The organism is uncultured Streptococcus sp., from assembly GCF_963511325.1.
Lineage (GTDB): Bacteria > Bacillota > Bacilli > Lactobacillales > Streptococcaceae > Streptococcus.
Genome location: NZ_CAUPII010000023.1, coordinates 1 through 18,411, shown reverse-complemented (window position 1 = coordinate 18,411; position 18,411 = coordinate 1). Strand labels below are relative to the sequence as shown.

The window sequence follows — 18,411 nt, the reverse complement described above, 5'->3', positions numbered from 1 at the left end:
GTATTAGGACCTAGTCATTCTAGGAACCGACAGTATCTTATATAGAATAGGAGAAGGAGATGAGTTCAGGTAAAATTGCTCAGGTTATCGGACCCGTTGTAGACGTTTTGTTTGCAGCTGGAGAAAAACTACCTGAGATTAACAATGCACTTGTCGTCTACAAAAATGACGAAGAGAAAACAAAAATCGTCCTTGAAGTAGCCTTAGAGTTGGGGGATGGTATGATTCGTACCATCGCCATGGAATCAACAGATGGTTTGACTCGTGGAATGGAAGTATTGGACACAGGTCGTCCAATCTCTGTACCAGTAGGTAAAGAAACCTTGGGACGTGTCTTCAATGTTTTGGGAGACACTATTGACTTGGAAGCTCCTTTTGGAGAAGATGCAGAGCGTCAGCCAATTCATAAAAAAGCACCTACTTTTGATGAGTTGTCTACCTCTTCAGAAATTTTAGAAACAGGGATTAAGGTTATCGACCTTCTTGCCCCATATCTTAAAGGTGGTAAGGTCGGGCTCTTCGGTGGTGCCGGAGTTGGTAAGACTGTCTTGATTCAAGAGTTGATTCACAACATTGCCCAAGAACACGGTGGTATTTCAGTATTTACTGGTGTTGGGGAACGTACTCGTGAAGGGAACGACTTATATTGGGAAATGAAGGAATCAGGCGTTATCGAGAAAACAGCCATGGTATTTGGTCAGATGAATGAGCCACCAGGAGCACGTATGCGTGTTGCCCTTACTGGTTTGACAATCGCTGAATACTTCCGTGATGTAGAAGGTCAAGACGTTCTTCTCTTTATTGACAACATTTTCCGTTTCACACAAGCTGGTTCAGAAGTATCTGCCCTTTTGGGCCGTATGCCATCAGCCGTTGGTTACCAACCAACTCTCGCAACAGAAATGGGTCAATTACAAGAACGGATCACTTCAACTAAGAAAGGTTCTGTAACCTCTATCCAGGCTATCTACGTGCCAGCGGATGACTATACTGATCCAGCGCCAGCAACAGCCTTCGCTCACTTGGATTCAACTACCAACTTGGAACGTAAATTGGTTCAATTGGGTATCTACCCAGCCGTTGATCCACTTGCTTCGAGCTCTCGTGCTTTAGCGCCTGAAATCGTTGGAGAAGAACACTACGCAGTTGCTGCTGAAGTTAAACGTGTCCTTCAACGTTACCATGAGTTGCAAGATATCATTGCGATCCTTGGTATGGATGAACTTTCTGATGAAGAAAAAACTTTGGTTGCTCGTGCCCGTCGTATTCAGTTCTTCCTTTCACAAAACTTCAACGTTGCGGAACAATTTACTGGTCAACCAGGTTCTTATGTTCCAGTAGCGGAAACAGTTCGTGGATTTAAGGAAATTCTTGAAGGAAAACACGATCATCTCCCAGAAGATGCCTTCCGTGGAGTAGGTTCAATCGAAGATGTTATTGCTAAGGCTGAAAAAATGGGATTTTAAGAGGTGATCTATGGCTCAGTTAACTGTCCAGATCGTGACACCAGATGGTCTCGTCTATGATCACCATGCCAGCTTTGTATCAGTTCGAACTCTGGATGGTGAGATGGGGATCTTGCCACGACATCAAAATATGATTGCGGTATTAGCAGTTGATGAAGTTAAAGTCAAACGTATTGATGATGATTCTCATGTCAACTGGATAGCAGTAAATGGAGGAATCATCGAGATTGCAAATGATGTGATTACTATCATTGCAGACTCAGCTGAGCGTGCTCGTGATATCGATATTAGCCGTGCAGAACGTGCCAAACTTCGTGCAGAACGTGAAATTGAAGAAGCACAAGACAAACACTTGATTGACCAAGAGCGTCGTGCTAAGATTGCATTACAACGTGCTATTAACCGAATCAATGTCGGAAATAAACTATAAAAAAATGAGGTTGGGACAAAAAGATCCCGACCTCACTTTTTATTATGTGACTTTCAGTCCGTCTCGCTCCGTTAGTTGCGAGACAAAAAAACCACCCGCTATGCGGGTGCGCATCGAAGGTTATACCAAAAAACTCCAAACGCGATACAATTAAGGTGTTCAAGCCAATTGTAAAGCGAAAGGAGAAAAATATGGCTCAAAAAGCACATAGTTTATCACACACAAAATGGATGTGTAAATATCACATTGTGTTCACCCCTAAGTATAGATGAAAAGTGATCTATAATCAATATCGAAGTAGTTTGGGAGAAATATTCCATAGATTATGTAGTTATAAAGGTGTTGAGATTATCGAGGGCCATTTAATGCCAGATCATGTTCATATGTTGGTAAATATTCCACCTAGAATTAGTATTTCAAGTTTCATGGGATATTTAAAAGGTAAAAGCGCTCTAATGATGTTCGATAAACACGCAAATCTGAAATATAAGTTTGGAAATCGACATTTTTGGGCAGAGGGATATTATGTGAGTACAGTTGGCCTCAATGAAGCCACAATAAAGAAATAGATTCAGGAACAAGAGCGAAAAGATATTGCTTTAGATAAGTTGAGTGTAAAAGAATATGAAGATCCCTTTAGGGATAGTGGCAAGTAGTACATATGCCTCTTTGAGAGGCTTGTGACGAGTCAAAATGCAATAAGGCTTGAACAAAGTGAAAGCCAGCGTCTTTAGGCGCTGGCTAGTTATCTGGGCTTATAGCCCTGGTACAAACCACCCGTTTGACGGGTGGTCATGATTAGCAATCAAACTTTGACGTGGTAGCTGATTGACTTTTTATTCGTCTTTTAGACTCCAAAAAGCTCCTAATCATCCTCGCGGGGCTGGGACTACGAAATCGAGACTTTGTCTATCGATTTCTGTCCCACCGCCATTTTTCTATGTTTAAAAGGTGACGCAAACCGCTTCAGGTACGTGAAAGTCATTGGAAAGTTCTGCAAGACGACCAGTTTCTGGATTGCGTTTAAATACTGTTGCATTATCAGAATCCTGATGAACAGCGATGAGAAATTCTTGGTCTGGTGAGAGAATAAAATCTCGAGGAGTTTTTCCGTTTGTAGGAACGAATTCCAACAATTCTAAACTGCCATCAGCTAGAATAGTGTAGACTACAATAGAATCGTGACCACGGTTTGATGCGTAAAGATATTTTCCATCTTCTGAGAGACGAATTGCAGCAGTTCCATTAAAGTCATTAAATCCTTCAGGGAGTGTAGAAATAACCTGCATTTTTTCAAATGCACCAACACCATCATAAATCAATACTTCAATTGTACTATTGAGTTCACAGATGAGATAAGCAATCTTGTAGTGGTTATGAAAAACAAGGTGACGTGCACCAGCACCAGGGCTACAGTTGTAAGTAGCTAGCTTATTTAGTTTTCCTTCTGGATTGACATCATAAGTAGTAACCTCATCAGTACCCAAGTCGCAAGTCACTAAATACTGATCTGGTGTTAAATCTGTAAAGTGTACATGTGGAGAAGCTTGATTTTCATGAGGACCATGACCGCTATGTTGAACTGTATCAGCCAATTCAAGACTACCATCTTTTTTTCGTTTATAGACCAGAACTTGTCCCTTATGATAGTTAGCACCGTATACTAGGCCACGTTTTTCATCGACAGCAACATAACAGTGAGGGGTACCTTCTGTTACAACATGGTTAAGCAAAGTACCATCAGTTTGATAGGCAGCAATTCCCCCTTGTCCGTCTTTGCTACCGACTGTGTAGAGGTGATTTTCTTGATCAAATGCAAGATAGGTAGGACTTGGTTCAGTAGCAAATAGTTTAAGATTTGATAATTGCCCAGTCTCTGTATCAAAATCAGCTTGATAAATCCCTTGGGATAAGCGACGAGTGTAGGTTCCGAAATAAATTATTTCAATCATATCTATACCTCTAAATAAAGATGTTTCTATTATATCATAAATTGGGATAACTGAAGAGAATGGTAGGGAAAAGAATGAAACTTCTAAGTATAAAATTAGTAAAATGCAAGTTGGATTTTTAGAGTTTTCAATCGTCACCTCAACACTTTAAAAACAGTTTATTCTCTGTAAAAATGGTATAATGAAAAGACAAAGGAAAGGAAGTAGATATGGAACAAAAAGAGAAACATTTTAATTTATCTTGGTTTTTTAAATGGTTTTTAGATAATAAGGCTGTTACTGTATTTTTGGTAGCCTTGTTACTAGGTCTCAATATTTTTATTTTAAGTAAGATTAGTTTTTTATTTATCCCTGTCGTTGATTTTTTATCAGTGGTCATGTTACCTGTTATTTTATCAGGATTGCTTTTTTATCTCTTAAACCCACTGGTGGATTTGATGGAGAAGTACAAGATAAATCGTGTCTTAGCCATTAGTATTATCTTTGTCATTATTGCTATACTTCTGATTATTGGTCTGGCTGTCGCGATTCCAAATCTTCAACGTCAAGTAGTTATTTTTGCGCAAAATGTACCAAATTATCTCGAAGATGCTGACAGAGTTATTAATGACCTTGTAACCAAGCGTTTACCAGATGACTTTAGACCACAACTGGAACAGGTTCTGGCTCAGTTTTCAACACAAGCAACTGCTTGGGCAAGTAATATATCTTCTAAGGCTGTGAACTGGGTGAGTGCTCTTATCAGTGGAACGTCACAAGTCATTGTCGCTTTGATTATCATGCCCTTTATGCTCTTTTATCTCCTTAGAGATGGAAAAGGTTTGAGAGATCATATCACTCAGTTCTTACCAAATAAATTGAGAGAACCAGTAGGTAAGGTTCTAACGGATGTGAACCAACAACTTTCTAACTATGTGAGAGGACAAATTACTGTTGCTGTTATCGTGGCGATTATGTTTATCATCTTCTTTAAGATTATTGGTTTGAGATATGCAGTGACTCTTGGTATTACTGCTGGGGTCTTAAATCTTATCCCTTATCTTGGAAGTTTCCTTGCTATGATACCAGCTCTGGTCTTAGGGTTAATTGCTGGACCAGTTATGCTATTGAAAGTTATTATCGTTTTTATCGTAGAGCAGACAATTGAAGGTCGTTTTGTGTCTCCATTGATTTTAGGTAGTCAGCTAAACATCCATCCAATCACTATTCTATTCGTTTTATTGACGTCTGGTTCTATGTTTGGTGTTTGGGGAGTCCTATTGGGAATTCCTGTTTATGCTTCAGCCAAAGTTGTTATTTCAGCTATTTTTGAATGGTATAAAAAAGTTAGTGGTCTGTATGAGTTAGAAGAGGAGGTTGAAGGTGAGCAATAGTCAAGAAATGCTTGAAGCTTTGGATCAGCAAGATTTAACAAGAGCTGATCACTATTTTCAAAAAGCCTTGGGAGAAGATCCTGACGATCTTCTTCTGGAACTGGCTTATTATCTTGAAGGTATTGGTTTTTATCCACAAGCTCGTCAAATCTATGAAAAACTAGCTCCATTATTTCCAGAAGTGAATCTCAATTTAGCTAGTATCGCAAGTGAAGACGGACAAATTGAAGAAGCATTTGCCTATCTAGAAGAAATTCAACCCAATAGCGATTCTTATGTATCTGCTCTTGTTTTAAAGGCTGATTTCTATCAAATGGAAGGATTGACGGATGTAGCTCGCGACAAGCTATTAGAAGCTCTTAATTACTCTGATGATCCTTTATTGATTTTTGGGCTAGCAGAGTTAGATAGTGAACTTGGAAATGATTTAGAAGCGATTAAGGGCTATGCTCAACTGGATAATCGTGAAATATATGAGCAGACAGGGATTTCGACCTATCAACGAATTGGAACTGCCTATGCTCGACTTGGAAAGTTTGAATCAGCCATAGAGTTTTTAGAAAAAGCTTTAGAGTTAGATTATGAAGATCAGACTGCATTTGAATTAGCAAGTCTTTACTTTGATCAAGAGGAATATCACAAGGCAGTTTTATATTTTAAACAGCTGGATACTATTTCTCCAGATTTTGAAGGGTATGAGTATGGTTATAGTCAGGCTCTACATAAGGAACACCAGACTGAGCAAGCCTTACTGATAGCTCAACAAGGTTTGGAAAAAAATCCATTCGAAACACGTTTACTACTCCTTGCTTCACAATTATCTTACGAATTGCATCAACCCGAGCAGGCGGAAGCTTATCTTCTTCAAGCTCAAGAAGATGCGGAAGACCAAGAAGAAGTCCTCTTGCGACTAGCAACCATGTATCAGGAGCAAGAACGGTATGAGGATATTCTAGCCTTAGAAGTATATGAGCCAGAAAATCTCTTGACTAAGTGGATGATTGCACGGAGTTACCAAGAAACTGAAGATTTGGATGTTGCCTATGAATCTTATCAGGCATTGGTTTCAGAACTCAAGGAAAATCCTGAGTTTTTAGAGCAATACATTCATCTATTACGCGAACTTGGAAGGTTTGAAGAAGCAAAAGAACAGATCCAACACTATCTCAAGTTGGTTCCTGATGACATACAGATGCAAGATTTGTATGAACGTTTATGATGATACCAAAATAGTCGTCTTAGCAGGCGATTATTTTTATAAAATGAAAGATTTAAAAATCTATAAATTCCATTATAAAAATGAATAGATACAGTATGAATTTTTAGCATTTTTTTGATATAATTGTTATAGTTAAATTGAAAAAACTCACTCAAAAAGTGAAACATAGAAAGATTTGAATTATGACACAAGTAAAAATCGTAACAGATTCTTCTGTTACCATTGAACCAGAAGTGGTCAAAGAATTAAATATTACCGTCGTTCCGCTCTCTGTAATGATTGATAGTGTTCTTTATTCGGATGCTGATCTTGAAGAAGGGGAATTTCTTCGCTTGATGAAAGAGAGTAAAAATCTGCCTAAAACAAGTCAACCTCCTGTTGGACTCTTTGCTGAGATTTTTGATGAGTTGAGTAAAGACGGTAGTCAAATTTTAGCCATTCATATGTCTCATGCCTTATCAGGAACTGTCGAAGCAGCTCGTCAGGGTGCAAGTTTGTCAACGGCTAATGTAACCGTATTGGATAGTTCTTTTACAGATCAAGCCCTAAAATTTCAAGTGGTTGAAGCAGCTAAGTTAGCTCAAGAAGGACAAAACATAGAAACAATTGTGGCTCATGTTGAAGAAGTCAAGAAAAATACAGAGCTCTACATCGGTGTTTCTACCTTAGAAAACCTTGTAAAAGGTGGCCGTATTGGCCGAGTGACAGGTCTTTTAAGCTCTCTATTAAATATCCGAGTAGTCATGCAGATGAAGGATGACGAATTACAACCAATCGTGAAAGGACGTGGAGCAAAAACCTTTAAGAAATGGTTGGATGAACTAGTTTCAAAACTGTCAGAGTGTTCTGTTTCTGAGATTGGTATTTCCTATTCTGGAACTCGGGACTGGGCAGAAGAGATGAAAGAAATCCTACAACCATTCGTAGACAAATCAATTTCTGTTTTAGAAACAGGTTCGATTATTCAGACACATACAGGTGAAAATGCTTGGGCTATTTTAGTCAGATATGAGTCCTAAAAAAATAAAGAAAATAGCAAGAAATAGCGTTTTTGACTTGACCTACAAGAGAATTTAGGATATGATTGTAATTGTTAATTAGAAAATATTTGGAGGAATTATTAACATGGCAAACAAACAAGATTTGATCGCTAAAGTAGCAGAAGCTACAGAATTGACAAAGAAAGACTCAGCAGCAGCAGTAGATGCTGTATTTGCAGCAGTAGCTGATTACCTTGCAGCTGGTGAAAAAGTTCAATTGATCGGTTTTGGTAATTTCGAAGTTCGTGAGCGTGCAGCACGTAAAGGTCGCAACCCACAAACTGGTAAAGAAATCACTATCGCAGCTTCAAAAGTTCCAGCATTCAAAGCTGGTAAAGCTCTTAAAGACGCTGTTAAATAATGAATTTAGAAAAAGCCTATTGTATCAAGCTTTCTAGCTTGGTCGATAGGCTTTTTTGTAGTTTTGGGGCAAAAAGGGGGCAGGAGAGAACAGTATCTTCTATATCAGTCATAGATTCTAAGATCTACTATTTGTAAGAATGGTGAAGCCGATAAGCCTATCTCAAGTTAGGCTTGCAAAGAAAAGATTTAGGCCATCATCCATACAATTGGCACTAAATGGATAGCAAATAAGGATGGTGAGAAGAGTCTCCTTTCAAGTATTGAGCCCCTTATAGTATTTCTTGACAGAGTTAGTAAAAGGGTTTACAATTATATAAAAGAAGTCAGGAGGAAGTGAAGATGATTATTTCAACTACGGGAATTGAAGGCAAGAAAATCCTAGCCTACAAAGGAATCGTCTTTGGTGAAGTGGTTGCTGGCATTAATATGTTCAAAGATATGGCTGCTGGCTTCCGTAATGTTTTTGGAGGACGAGCTAGTAGTTATGAAGTTGAATTGACTCAAGCTAGGGAAGAAGCTCTAGCAGAAATGATGGAGCGTGCAAGTGAACGTGGAGCAAATGCTATTATAGGTATAAAAATGGACTATGAAACTTTAGGGGCTGAAAATGGTATGCTAATGGTCACTTGTAGTGGTACAGCAGTTGTGGTTGACTCCTAATTTGAAGAAACAAAAAAAAGAACAGTCGGAACTGTTCTTTTTATGATTATTTGAGACCGTATTTTTTGTTGAAACGATCCACGCGTCCATCTGCTTGAGTGAACTTTTGACGTCCAGTATAGAATGGGTGTGAGTCTGATGAAATTTCCACACGGATCAATGGGTAAGTTTCGCCTTCGAACTCAACAGTTTCGTTAGAGCGTTTTGTTGAACCGCTAAGGAATTGGTAACCAGTAGTTGTGTCCATGAAGACAACTGGGCGATATTCTGGATGGATATCTTTTTTCATTTTGCAATATTTCCTTTCTGCCATGGTCTCTTTGCGAGCCATAGATTGTTACCATACTAGTCTAACAGATTATGCTAAGTTTGGCAAGCTTTTTATCTATTTTTTCAGTAAGTTTTTTAATTTTTGGTAGATGACTTCATTTTCCTCTAGGCTATAGGAGTTAGCACCACTTGCAAGTGGGTGACCTCCACCATCATGTTCTTTTGCAACACTATTGATTGGAACGAATTTACTGCGAAGTCGAACGCGATAGTGGCCATCTGCTTGTTCCACAAATATTCCCCAAAGGTTAACAGTATCAATACGACCTGGAGCACCAATAATGGCTGCTGTTTCTGCGTCTGTTACTTGATATGTTTTTAGAATTTCTTGAGTCAGAATGACACGCGCAACACCGTTTTCATCAACTTCTAAGTGATCATAGACATAACCTTGAAGTTTAGCAATTTTAAAGCTCATGGTGTCCATTTTACGTGCTAATTCAGCATAGTCAAAGTTATGTTCTCTTAGTTTACTAGCAATTCGAAGGGTACGAGCAGAAGTAGACGGATAAAGGAAACGGCCGGTATCGCCAATAATTCCAGCACATAGCATTTTAGCTGCATAGTCAGATAATTCAAGATTAGTTGTTTCAGCAAAGTGAGCAATCATCTCACTGGCACTGCTCGAGTTGGTATCTACCCAAACAAGATCTCCGTATACTTCATCATTTGGATGGTGGTCAATTTTAATAATGGTTTCAGCATTGATATAACGTTTATCATCGATACGAGCAGTATTTGCTGTATCACAAATGATAGCAAGTGCCCCTTGATAATCTTTGTCTTCTACCTGATCCATCTTTGTAAGCCATGTTAGGGTAGGTTCATCATAACCGACTACCTTGATTTTTTTTTCTGGGAAATGATGTTCCAGAAGTGCTTTGAGTCCAACCTGACTTCCTAAGGCATCAGGATCGGGTTTCATGTGACGGTGAATGACAATGGTATCGTATGCTTTAATTTTTTCTAAAATTTGATGGCAAATTTCCATAAGTAACCTCAATTCTTTCTCATTTCATTGTAGCACAAGAGTTTTTATTTTTAAAATGAAAAAGATGTGATATAATGGAGGAAGATAAATTGAGGAGGACGATATGGCATTAGCAAAAATTGTATTTGCCAGTATGACCGGTAATACCGAAGAAATTGCAGATATTGTAGCAGATAAATTGCGTGAGTTGGGCTTGGATGTCGATGTTGATGAATGTACAACTGTTGACGCATCTGACTTTCTTGAAGCAGATATCGCAATCGTTGCAACCTACACTTACGGTGATGGAGAATTGCCCGATGAGATGATGGACTTCTACGAAGACCTAGCAGACCTCAACTTGAATGGTAAAATCTACGGAGTGGTCGGCTCAGGAGATACCTTCTACGATGAATTCTGTAAGGCTGTTGATGACTTTGACCGTGTTTTTGTGTCAACAGGGGCAGAAAAAGGTTCAGAGTGTGTCAAAGTTGATCTTTCTGCCGAAGAAGAAGACATTGAACGCTTGGAACAATTCGCAGAAGAATTGGCTGCTAAAGTAGGATAAGTATAAACAAACGTGCGCTGATGCAATCAATCAGTACATTTTTCTTATCGTGAGTTGGGATTTTACTAGCCTATTTGGTGGCTTTTTGATACAATAATTCAAATAAAGGAGGAGACACTATGGATTTAGATAGTATTCGTCAAGAAATTGATCAAATCGATCAAGAGCTTGTAGCCTTGCTGGAAAAACGGATGGTTTGTGTCGGTCAGATTGTAAAATATAAGGAGCAAGAGGGACTCCCTGTGCTCGACCAGGGAAGGGAAAGAGAAGTTCTTGAAAAAGTCGGCTCTCTTGTGATGGATGAGCAGTATCGCTCGACAATTCAAGCCCAGTTTCAAGATATGATGAAACACTCTAGAACTTACCAAGAGGAGGTCAGGGCGCGTGATTAGTCTATCCATCAAGGAAAAAGCAAAACAGTATATGGTACTGACAGGGATGGCCCTCTTCATCGGTCTATTGGTCGGTACCATTGATATGATTTTTGGCCAAGGCCTTCTCCTAATCGGAGATGTTCGAAGCCAGCACTGGCCCTTGATTCTTTTCCTGGCTTTAGCAGGGCTTGTCATCGTTTATCTCTATAAACGTTTTGGTGGCAAGGCATCAAAAGGGATGGGCCTAGTTTTTGATGTTGGACACGCGCGTGAGGAGGAAATCCCCTTGGTCTTGGTGCCTTTGATCATGCTGACGACCTGGATGAGCCACCTCTTTGGTGGTTCGGTTGGTCGGGAAGGCGTAGCTGTTCAGATTGGAGCAACCCTTTCGCATCGTTTTGCCCGTCATATCAAGATAGCCGATGCTTCACGTATTTTTCTTATGACCGGGATGGCAGCAGGTTTTGCGGGGCTCTTTCAGACGCCACTAGCTGCCACCTTCTTTGCCCTTGAAGTTTTGACCGTTGGGGAATTGCAGCTGATTGCTCTCTATCCAGCTCTCATCGCCTCGATCGTGGCGAGCTTCACCTCTCATGCTCTTGGCTTGGAGAAATTTGCTGTGCCACTCAAGGAAACGTTGAGCTGGACACCAGAGACCTTGATCAAAGTTGCCCTTCTTGGCTTGGCTTTTGGCCTCGCTGGGAAGCTCTTTGTAGTTAGTCTTTCTTGGTTGAAAAAAACAGTCGCTCAAGTCTTGCCTAATCCGTATATCCGGATTGCTGTCATTGGGGCTGGTCTCAGCTTAGTCCTCTTGACTCTCCAGCTGACCAAAGTCGGCACTTATAGTGGACTTGGAACCAATCTGATTGATCTAGCCTTTCATCAGGGGACTGCGCAGTCTTATGACTGGATCCTCAAACTTCTCTTTACCGTGGTAACCATCTCTGCTGGATACCAAGGAGGAGAAGTGACACCGCTCTTTGCGATCGGAGCTACGCTTGGCGTCTTTCTCGCACCTATACTGGGTCTTCCAGTCTTGGTCGTTGCAGCTATTGGTTATGCCAGTGTCTTTGGTAGTGCGACCACGACCTTGCTCGCACCGATCTTGATCGGAGGAGAAGCCTTTGGCTATGCCAATCTTCCTTTCTTTGTGATTGCCTGTGCCATAGCCTATTGCCTGCCAAAAGAGTGGAGCATTTATTCCGGTCAAAAAGTTGCAAAAAAGTAGAGAAAAGAGCTTTACAAAACTGAAATTATCTGATATGATAGTTTCTGTGTGTAATGGACGCACAAAAATACAGTTTATCCGCTGAGGAATATTCCTCAAGATTGACAAAGATAGGAGAATAAAATGAATCCATTAATCCAAAGCTTGACTGAAGGTCAACTTCGTACAGATATCCCATCATTCCGTCCTGGTGACACTGTTCGTGTACACGCGAAAGTTGTCGAAGGTAACCGTGAACGTATCCAGATTTTTGAAGGTGTTGTTATCGCACGTAAAGGTGCTGGCATCTCAGAAAACTACACAGTTCGTAAAATCTCTAACGGTGTAGGTGTTGAGCGTATCTTCCCAATCCACACTCCACGTGTTGAAAAAATCGAAGTTGTTCGTTACGGTAAAGTACGTCGTGCGAAATTGTACTACTTGCGTGCTCTTCAAGGTAAAGCAGCTCGTATCAAAGAAATTCGTCGTTAATTCGACTAAAAAACTCTGCTTCTTCAGCAGAGTTTTTATCTAGCTCCCTTAGTTCAATGGATATAACAACTCCCTCCTAAGGAGTAGTTGCAGGTTCGATTCCTGCAGGGGGCATGTAATTAGATATCAAAAACCGCTCAGCCGAGCGGTTTTCGTCTATTCTATTCTTTCCTTTTACAATACCCATGTACGGATGGCATGGGCAACGCCAGATTCGTCATTTGTTTTAGTGATGTATTTGGCTATTTTTTTGATTTCTGGATTTCCGTTTTCCATGACAACTGGGTTACCAACGACTTCCAGCATGGCACGGTCATTTTCCTCGTCACCGATAGCCATAGTTTCATCCTTGTTCAAACCAAGTTTCTCAGCTAAGTGAGTGATAGCTGAACCCTTGTCTACACCTTTTTTGAGAAGTTCGAGGTAGAAAGGAGCAGATTTGTTGATAGAGTAGCGGTCGTAAAATTCTGCTGGAATCTTTTCAATAGCAGCATCAAGAATTTCCGGTTCATCGATAAACATACACTTGACGATTTCCTTATCAGCCATTTCTTCAGGTGTACGATAGAAGATGGGCATGCTGACGAGGGTTGATTCGTGAACAGTGTATTTTCCGATATTGCGATTGGCTGTGTAGATGCCATCCTTGGTAATAGCATGCATATGGACACCGAGCTTACGACTGATGAATTCCATATCTAGATAATCCTCGTAAGTCAAGGATTCGCTGATAATTTCATGACCTGTAGCGGTTTCTTGGACAAGGGCACCGTTGAAGGTCACTACATAGTCACCCTCATCTCTTAATTTCAAGTCGTCTAGAAGTTTGGCAACTCCTGCGATAGGGCGACCAGTTGCAATCATAACTTTGACACCAGCTGCTTTGGCATCTTGGATGGCAGAAAAGACTTGAGGAGTGATTTCCTTTTGGCTGTTGACAAGGGTTCCATCGATATCGACGGCGATTAGTTTAATACTCATATAGTTCCTCTTTTAGTTTTTATTTGGTTTAAAATGATCGTTTTCAATCAAGTGTAAAAATTGCTGAGTGATGCTTGCGAAGATGCTGTTTTGATCCAACATTTCTTTTGGGAAATAGAAACGATTATCTCCGTGGCGACTGCCAGCAAGGGATTGAACGATAGGAGAAAGGCTAGAGAGTTCTGCTAGTTCTCCATTTTTTTGTATAATCTCAATCTGTGTTCGTGGATTTTCAGATTCAGGGCGATAGATATCATAAGGAAGGTCAAAGTTCTTATGAATAGCTGTGTAATAGTCAGGGTCAAAGCCGATATCTTCAACCAGTTTTCTCATAGATGCAAGCTGTTCTTGATCTTCTTGTGAAAAGGTGATTGATTTAAAAACCTTGCGATTGACAAAGCGTTGTGACAGGTCAGCTAAAATCTTGTCAGAACTGGTCATCCATAGTTGGAAATAGGTATTCATAACTCCATCATCCAAAGATAGATAGTCAGCCAAGCTAACATTTTTTTCGAAAAATGGCAGTAGATGCGGGGATGTAAGAGTAAAGAAGTCCTTATTGTCTAGATAAAGTTCTTTAGCACGTTTCAAAAGATTCTGCAGAAGTACTTCCATAGCACGTGTTGCTGGATGGAAATATACCTGCATATACATTTGATAGCGACTTAGAACATAGTCTTCGATGGCATGCATGCCATTTCGTTGAAAGGCAATTCCGTTTTCGATAGGGCGAATAACTCGTAAGATACGTGTTAGGTCAAATTCCCCATAAGAAGCCCCTGTAAAATAGGAGTCACGTAAGAGATAGTCCATACGATCTGCATCGATTTGACTTGAAATCAGTTGGACCACCTGCTTATTTGGATAAGTATGGTCTATAACACTAGCTACCTTTTTGGGGAAATCTGGAGCTACCTGTAAAAGAACCTGGTGAATCTCTGTTTCGGGGCTTTGGATAATTTCCTGCGTAATCGCCTCATGATCGGTATCAAAGAGATTTTCAAAGGTATGCGAGTAGGCGCCATGTCCTAAGTCATGAAGGAGGGCTGCAGTCATGGTTAGGAGGGACTCCGAAGGATCCCATTCTTTAGGATACTTTTCCTCAAAAATCTCGGTGATGCGACGTGCAATCTCGTAAACACCCAGACAGTGAGAGAAACGACTATGTTCTCCACCATGAAAGGTATAACTAGATGTGCCGAGCTGCTTGATACGACGAAGCCGTTGAAATTCTTTGGTATTGATTAAGTCATAGATAATCTGATTATCAACATGGATATAATTGTGAACAGGGTCACGAAATACTTTTTCATTCATAAAACCATTATAGCAAAAAGCCACAGTTTTTGGTAAAATAGTAGGATAAGAGTGAAGAAAGAGGACTTGAAGTGAAGATTCGAATGAGAAATACCATCCAATTTGATGAACAATTGGAAGTGATCGACCAACTTTATGACGTTGAGTTACGTGAGAAAGGTGATTTTTCCTATCTCCTTTTTTACAATGAGGAGAAGGAAAAAGTGGTACTCAAGTTTAATGATACAGAGTTGGTGATGTCTCGATTTTCCAACCCTAAGACCATCATGCGTTTTCTGAAGGAAGCTGATAGTTTAGCCTATATTCCTACACCGATGGGGATACAGGAGTTTATCATCCAAACAAGCCATTATCAAGTTGAAGAACAAAAGATTGAACTAGCCTATCAACTACAAAACAAAGAAGGAACTCCATTTGCGAACTACCGCTTAGAAATTACCTGGGGGTAAAAAGTGGAGGAGAAATCGGAAGTCAAAGATTCGATTTCGAAGTTCCAAATCAACTAGCAGGTCAAAGTTTTTTTGCTAATAAAAAATGAGGTTGGGATTTTTGTCCCAGCCTCTATTTGATATACAGTTCTTGATTTTTCAAGACAATTTCACGTACACTTGCAAATTTCTTCAGCTTTTTGATGTCTTCTGGATGCGTTACAAGTGTGATTACATAGCCCTCTTTGCCCATACGTCCAGTACGGCCAGCGCGGTGAGTGTAAGTTTCCATATCTCTAGGAACGTCAAAGTTAACCACGCATTCCAAGCTATCAATGTCGATACCACGAGCTAGAAGGTCTGTTGCAAGAAGCAGTGTTAGTTGCTTGTCTTTGAATTTTTCGAGAATAACTTTTCTGAACTTAACGTTGACATCGCTAGCTAGAGAAACAGCTAGGACATCACGATATTGCAATTTTTCCTCAGCGCTTCCGAGGTCTGACAAACTATTAAAGAATACCAGTCCACGGAAGTCATCGACATGTGCTAGTTTACGAAGCATATCTACTCTGTGTCGTTGGTCTACTTGCATGTAGAAGTGTTGGATGTTGTCTAGCTTTTGATCTGAAAGGTCAATGGTGCGCGTGTTGGGCGCAATCTTATCTTGGTCAAACTTGGTAGTGGCACTCATATAGATGAGTTGGTGGTCACGAGGTGCGTAGTGAGTGATTTTCTCAACAAAGTGAATTTGAGAATCATCTAGCAACTGATCGAACTCATCAAGAATGATCGTTTCCACATTCATCATCTTGATTTTCTTCAATTTAATCAGTTCAAAGATACGCCCAGGAGTTCCAATCAGAATTTCTGGGCCTTTTTTCAGTCGTTCGATTTGACGTTTCTGACTCGAACCAGAAAGGAAGAGCTGAGCAGTCAAGCCAATAGCTTCACCCCAGGTTTTAGTTACCTCAAAAATCTGACCAGCCAGTTCAGTATTTGGCGCTAAAATCAATAGTTGCTGCGCTTTTTTCTTTTGGAGACGAAGAAGACTTGGTAGGAGATAAGCTAAAGTCTTACCTGTACCAGTTGGACTAACTCCAAGAAGGGTTTGACCGTCTAAAATCGGATCAAAAAGCTGAGTTTGAATAGGGGTGAATTCTTGGAAACCGAGTTGGTCAAGGAGTTCTAGCCATTCAGTTGGTAGTTTGATTTTCATTTTTCTGCCTCAAATCTAATGCCAGCAGTCTGGCGCATGGTGTAGAGTAGCTTATGGACGTGTGTTGCATCATCCAACCAAGCTTGGTAAAGTTCTAGGTTTGGCTGTTTGATCATGTTAGCAAAAGCAGCGACCTCCTCAGTCATGGTATGAGGTGCCTGCTGAATAGATAGATGTGTTTCATTACCTTGATGATCTGTAAAAATAGCTGATCGAACATGCTCAATAGTGTTGAGCGTCAAGGTTCCATCTGTTGTATATATTTCACAAGGCAGATTAGAAGTAATATTTTTACCAGCTTTGATATGGACTTGATAACCGGGATAAGATAAGATACCATCTCCGTTTAGATCAATAGTGTTGTCAAGTTGTTGAGCTTGATAGGTTGCATCGAGTGCTTTTCCAAATAAGCGAACCGCAGCATAGATCGGATAAATTCCCAAGTCCATGAGAGCCCCACCAGCAAAATGGTCTGAAAATACATTTGGCGTGTTTCCAGAAAGAAGGTCTGGCATCTTAGAAGAATACTTGGCAAAGTTAAGGTCTGCACCTAAAACTTGCTTGTCTGCTAAAAAGTTTTTAATAACGGTGAAGGCTTCCTCATGATAGTTTCTTGCTGCTTCAAAGATAAAACATTGATTTTCTTGAGCTATTTCAACTAAATCCTGCCATTCTTGTGGTTGAGTCACCGCTGGTTTTTCAAGGATAACATGTTTGCCAGCAGATAAAGCGGCCTTGGCTTGAGTAAAGTGCAGAGAATTGGGACTTGCGATATAGACAATATCAAAATCAGACTGGAAGAAATCCTCTAAATTATCAAATAGACTAACATTTGTATAGGAACTAGCAAATTGCTGGGCAGTCGTGAGCTTTCTTGAATAAACAGCCACTAACTGGAATTCCTGACTAGTATGAGCAGCTTCTATAAAGTGGTGACTGATTGCACCAGTACCGATAATACCAAGTTTTAGCATGAAATCTCCTTTTCTACAAGTAATGACTGCTTTCATTATATCACAGATAGGCTAAACTAGCCAAAGGGAGACAAATCTTTTATTTGACACTTCGAATTTTCCTCAAAAAATGGTACAATAGATTCAGAAAAAATAGGAGTGTAGTATGAGATTATTACCTATGAGAAAAATTTCTCGTCATTCAAAAAGATTGGCGCTTTTTTTGACTTTTTGTGCGGGTTATGTAGATGCCTATACCTTTATCATACGTGGGAATACTCTAGTTGCAGGTCAAACAGGGAATGTCGTTTTCCTTTCCGTCGGTCTCATTCAGGACAATGTTTCAGATGCCAGCGCCAAGGTAATGACCTTGATTTCCTTCATGGTGGGTGTCTTCCTTTTGACAGTCTATAAAGAAAAGTTGAGGATTGTAAGAAAACCAATTCTATCCCTTATTCCACTAGCAATTTTATCTTTGATAATAGGATTTGTTCCCTTGACGGTTGATAATATATACATAGTACCACCGTTAGCATTTTGTATGGGACTTGTAACAACAGCATTCGGAGAAGTTTCAGGAATTGCATACAATAATGCTTTTATGACGGGAAATATTAAACGAACTATGTTGGCTTTCGGGGACTATGTTCGAACCAAACATACTCCCTTTTTGCGAGAAGGTCTAATCTTTGTTAGTTTGCTATCGAGTTTTGTTCTTGGAGTTGTTGTCTCAGCTTATCTAAGTATTTTTTATGAAGAAAAAACAATTTTAGGAATTCCAATCATGATGAGTATTTTTTATCTAAGTATGCTTTTTGCTAATTGGAGGAAAAAAGTCGGAGAAAAAGCTTAATTTTGATGATAAATGCTTGTCAAAAAATAGGAATCATGCTATACTTGTAGAGTTGACTATGCACAGTCCTGTGCAACCGCACGAACATCGTTGCTTGATTTTCAAGTGTAAGTGGTTCGTCCCACGATGCTAGGCGAGTCTTCACAAAAATACGGGGAAACCCAAAAAATCATAGGAGGTGCATAATGAGCACATACGCAATTATCAAAACTGGCGGAA

At 39.9% G+C, this 18,411-nt stretch carries 20 protein-coding genes, 1 tRNA gene, 1 pseudogene and 1 other annotated feature; of the genes and pseudogenes, 15 read left to right on the top strand and 7 right to left on the bottom strand.

Annotated elements, in window-relative coordinates; translation table 11 throughout:
- Nucleotides 1–59: 59 nt before the first annotated feature.
- The 3 genes and pseudogenes from atpD (at nucleotide 60) to tnpA (ending at nucleotide 2,552) form a co-directional block, all read left to right on the top strand.
- Nucleotides 60–1,466, top strand: a complete 1,407-nt coding sequence (gene atpD, locus RQ973_RS07090) for a F0F1 ATP synthase subunit beta (protein ID WP_075230498.1) — start codon at nucleotides 60–62, stop codon at nucleotides 1,464–1,466.
- Between the two features lie 10 nt (nucleotides 1,467–1,476).
- The gene (locus tag RQ973_RS07085) at nucleotides 1,477–1,896 is read left to right on the top strand and encodes a F0F1 ATP synthase subunit epsilon (protein WP_049503620.1); all 420 of its coding nucleotides are present in this window, start codon (nucleotides 1,477–1,479) and stop codon (nucleotides 1,894–1,896) included.
- A 191-nt stretch (nucleotides 1,897–2,087) separates the two neighbouring features.
- Nucleotides 2,088–2,552 (top strand): annotated as a pseudogene (gene tnpA, locus RQ973_RS07080) (IS200/IS605 family transposase).
- A 288-nt stretch (nucleotides 2,553–2,840) separates the two neighbouring features.
- Here the strand turns inward: tnpA and RQ973_RS07075 are convergent.
- Entirely contained in the window at nucleotides 2,841–3,848 is a 1,008-nt protein-coding gene (locus RQ973_RS07075; protein ID WP_049549293.1) for a lactonase family protein, read from the bottom strand.
- 209 nt (nucleotides 3,849–4,057) lie between these two features.
- On the opposite strand from RQ973_RS07075, the gene RQ973_RS07070 reads away from it, so the two are divergent.
- From RQ973_RS07070 to RQ973_RS07050, 5 genes are all read left to right on the top strand, one after another.
- Nucleotides 4,058–5,221 carry an AI-2E family transporter gene (locus tag RQ973_RS07070; protein ID WP_049549294.1) on the top strand — a complete coding sequence of 388 codons (1,164 nt, stop codon included), beginning with the start codon at nucleotides 4,058–4,060 and terminating at the stop codon, nucleotides 5,219–5,221.
- Complete coding sequence (locus RQ973_RS07065) at nucleotides 5,211–6,440, top strand: lipopolysaccharide assembly protein LapB (RefSeq protein WP_049549295.1); 1,230 nt, start codon at nucleotides 5,211–5,213, stop codon at nucleotides 6,438–6,440. Before RQ973_RS07070 ends, RQ973_RS07065 begins: the two co-directional genes overlap by 11 nt.
- Nucleotides 6,441–6,622: 182 nt before the next feature.
- Nucleotides 6,623–7,459 (top strand): DegV family protein, encoded by an 837-nt coding sequence (locus RQ973_RS07060; RefSeq protein WP_049549296.1) that lies wholly within the window; start codon nucleotides 6,623–6,625, stop codon nucleotides 7,457–7,459.
- A 106-nt stretch (nucleotides 7,460–7,565) separates the two neighbouring features.
- Nucleotides 7,566–7,841 (top strand): HU family DNA-binding protein, encoded by a 276-nt coding sequence (locus RQ973_RS07055; RefSeq protein WP_001284633.1) that lies wholly within the window; start codon nucleotides 7,566–7,568, stop codon nucleotides 7,839–7,841.
- Between the two features lie 341 nt (nucleotides 7,842–8,182).
- Complete coding sequence (locus tag RQ973_RS07050; RefSeq protein WP_049549297.1) at nucleotides 8,183–8,503, top strand: heavy metal-binding domain-containing protein; 321 nt, start codon at nucleotides 8,183–8,185, stop codon at nucleotides 8,501–8,503.
- Between the two features lie 46 nt (nucleotides 8,504–8,549).
- On the opposite strand, the gene RQ973_RS07045 is transcribed toward RQ973_RS07050, so the two are convergent.
- Both RQ973_RS07045 and RQ973_RS07040 read right to left on the bottom strand, forming a co-directional pair.
- Nucleotides 8,550–8,792 carry a type B 50S ribosomal protein L31 gene (locus RQ973_RS07045; RefSeq protein WP_000710764.1) on the bottom strand — a complete coding sequence of 81 codons (243 nt, stop codon included), beginning with the start codon at nucleotides 8,790–8,792 and terminating at the stop codon, nucleotides 8,550–8,552.
- Between the two features lie 96 nt (nucleotides 8,793–8,888).
- The gene (locus RQ973_RS07040) at nucleotides 8,889–9,824 is read right to left on the bottom strand and encodes a bifunctional oligoribonuclease/PAP phosphatase NrnA (RefSeq protein WP_049549298.1); all 936 of its coding nucleotides are present in this window, start codon (nucleotides 9,822–9,824) and stop codon (nucleotides 8,889–8,891) included.
- A 103-nt stretch (nucleotides 9,825–9,927) separates the two neighbouring features.
- Here RQ973_RS07040 and RQ973_RS07035 point away from each other — a divergent pair, with 103 nt between their 5' ends.
- From RQ973_RS07035 to RQ973_RS07015, 5 genes are all read left to right on the top strand, one after another.
- A complete protein-coding gene (locus RQ973_RS07035) occupies nucleotides 9,928–10,371 on the top strand; it encodes a flavodoxin (RefSeq protein ID WP_261023933.1) in 444 nt (147 codons plus the stop codon).
- 119 nt (nucleotides 10,372–10,490) lie between these two features.
- Nucleotides 10,491–10,763 carry a chorismate mutase gene (locus RQ973_RS07030; protein WP_000362497.1) on the top strand — a complete coding sequence of 91 codons (273 nt, stop codon included), beginning with the start codon at nucleotides 10,491–10,493 and terminating at the stop codon, nucleotides 10,761–10,763.
- Nucleotides 10,756–11,973: a chloride channel protein gene (locus RQ973_RS07025; protein ID WP_000624769.1), complete on the top strand. Its 1,218-nt coding sequence runs from the start codon at nucleotides 10,756–10,758 to the stop codon at nucleotides 11,971–11,973. Before RQ973_RS07030 ends, RQ973_RS07025 begins: the two co-directional genes overlap by 8 nt.
- 123 nt (nucleotides 11,974–12,096) lie before the next feature.
- Nucleotides 12,097–12,444, top strand: a complete 348-nt coding sequence (gene rplS / locus RQ973_RS07020) for a 50S ribosomal protein L19 (protein WP_001068669.1) — start codon at nucleotides 12,097–12,099, stop codon at nucleotides 12,442–12,444.
- A gap of 42 nt (nucleotides 12,445–12,486) precedes the next feature.
- Nucleotides 12,487–12,558: transfer RNA gene (locus tag RQ973_RS07015), tRNA-Arg, on the top strand.
- A 60-nt stretch (nucleotides 12,559–12,618) separates the two neighbouring features.
- Here RQ973_RS07015 and yidA read toward each other — a convergent pair.
- Entirely contained in the window at nucleotides 12,619–13,425 is an 807-nt protein-coding gene (gene yidA, locus RQ973_RS07010) for a sugar-phosphatase (protein ID WP_311523358.1), read from the bottom strand.
- Nucleotides 13,426–13,437: 12 nt separating this feature from the next.
- Complete coding sequence (locus RQ973_RS07005) at nucleotides 13,438–14,742, bottom strand: HD domain-containing protein (protein WP_311523356.1); 1,305 nt, start codon at nucleotides 14,740–14,742, stop codon at nucleotides 13,438–13,440.
- 71 nt (nucleotides 14,743–14,813) lie between these two features.
- Here RQ973_RS07005 and RQ973_RS07000 point away from each other — a divergent pair, with 71 nt between their 5' ends.
- Nucleotides 14,814–15,191 (top strand): DUF1934 domain-containing protein, encoded by a 378-nt coding sequence (locus RQ973_RS07000; RefSeq protein ID WP_311523354.1) that lies wholly within the window; start codon nucleotides 14,814–14,816, stop codon nucleotides 15,189–15,191.
- A 112-nt stretch (nucleotides 15,192–15,303) separates the two neighbouring features.
- Here the strand turns inward: RQ973_RS07000 and RQ973_RS06995 are convergent, their stop codons facing one another.
- Both RQ973_RS06995 and RQ973_RS06990 read right to left on the bottom strand, forming a co-directional pair.
- A complete protein-coding gene (locus RQ973_RS06995) occupies nucleotides 15,304–16,386 on the bottom strand; it encodes a DEAD/DEAH box helicase (protein ID WP_311523352.1) in 1,083 nt (360 codons plus the stop codon).
- A complete protein-coding gene (locus RQ973_RS06990; RefSeq protein WP_311523351.1) occupies nucleotides 16,383–17,360 on the bottom strand; it encodes a Gfo/Idh/MocA family oxidoreductase in 978 nt (325 codons plus the stop codon). The genes RQ973_RS06995 and RQ973_RS06990 overlap by 4 nt, the downstream gene beginning before the upstream one ends.
- A gap of 145 nt (nucleotides 17,361–17,505) precedes the next feature.
- On the opposite strand from RQ973_RS06990, the gene RQ973_RS06985 reads away from it, so the two are divergent.
- Complete coding sequence (locus tag RQ973_RS06985; protein ID WP_311523350.1) at nucleotides 17,506–18,192, top strand: YoaK family protein; 687 nt, start codon at nucleotides 17,506–17,508, stop codon at nucleotides 18,190–18,192.
- Nucleotides 18,193–18,256: 64 nt separating this feature from the next.
- Nucleotides 18,257–18,343 (top strand) — a sequence feature (ribosomal protein L21 leader region).
- The last annotated feature ends 68 nt before the right edge of the window (nucleotides 18,344–18,411 follow it).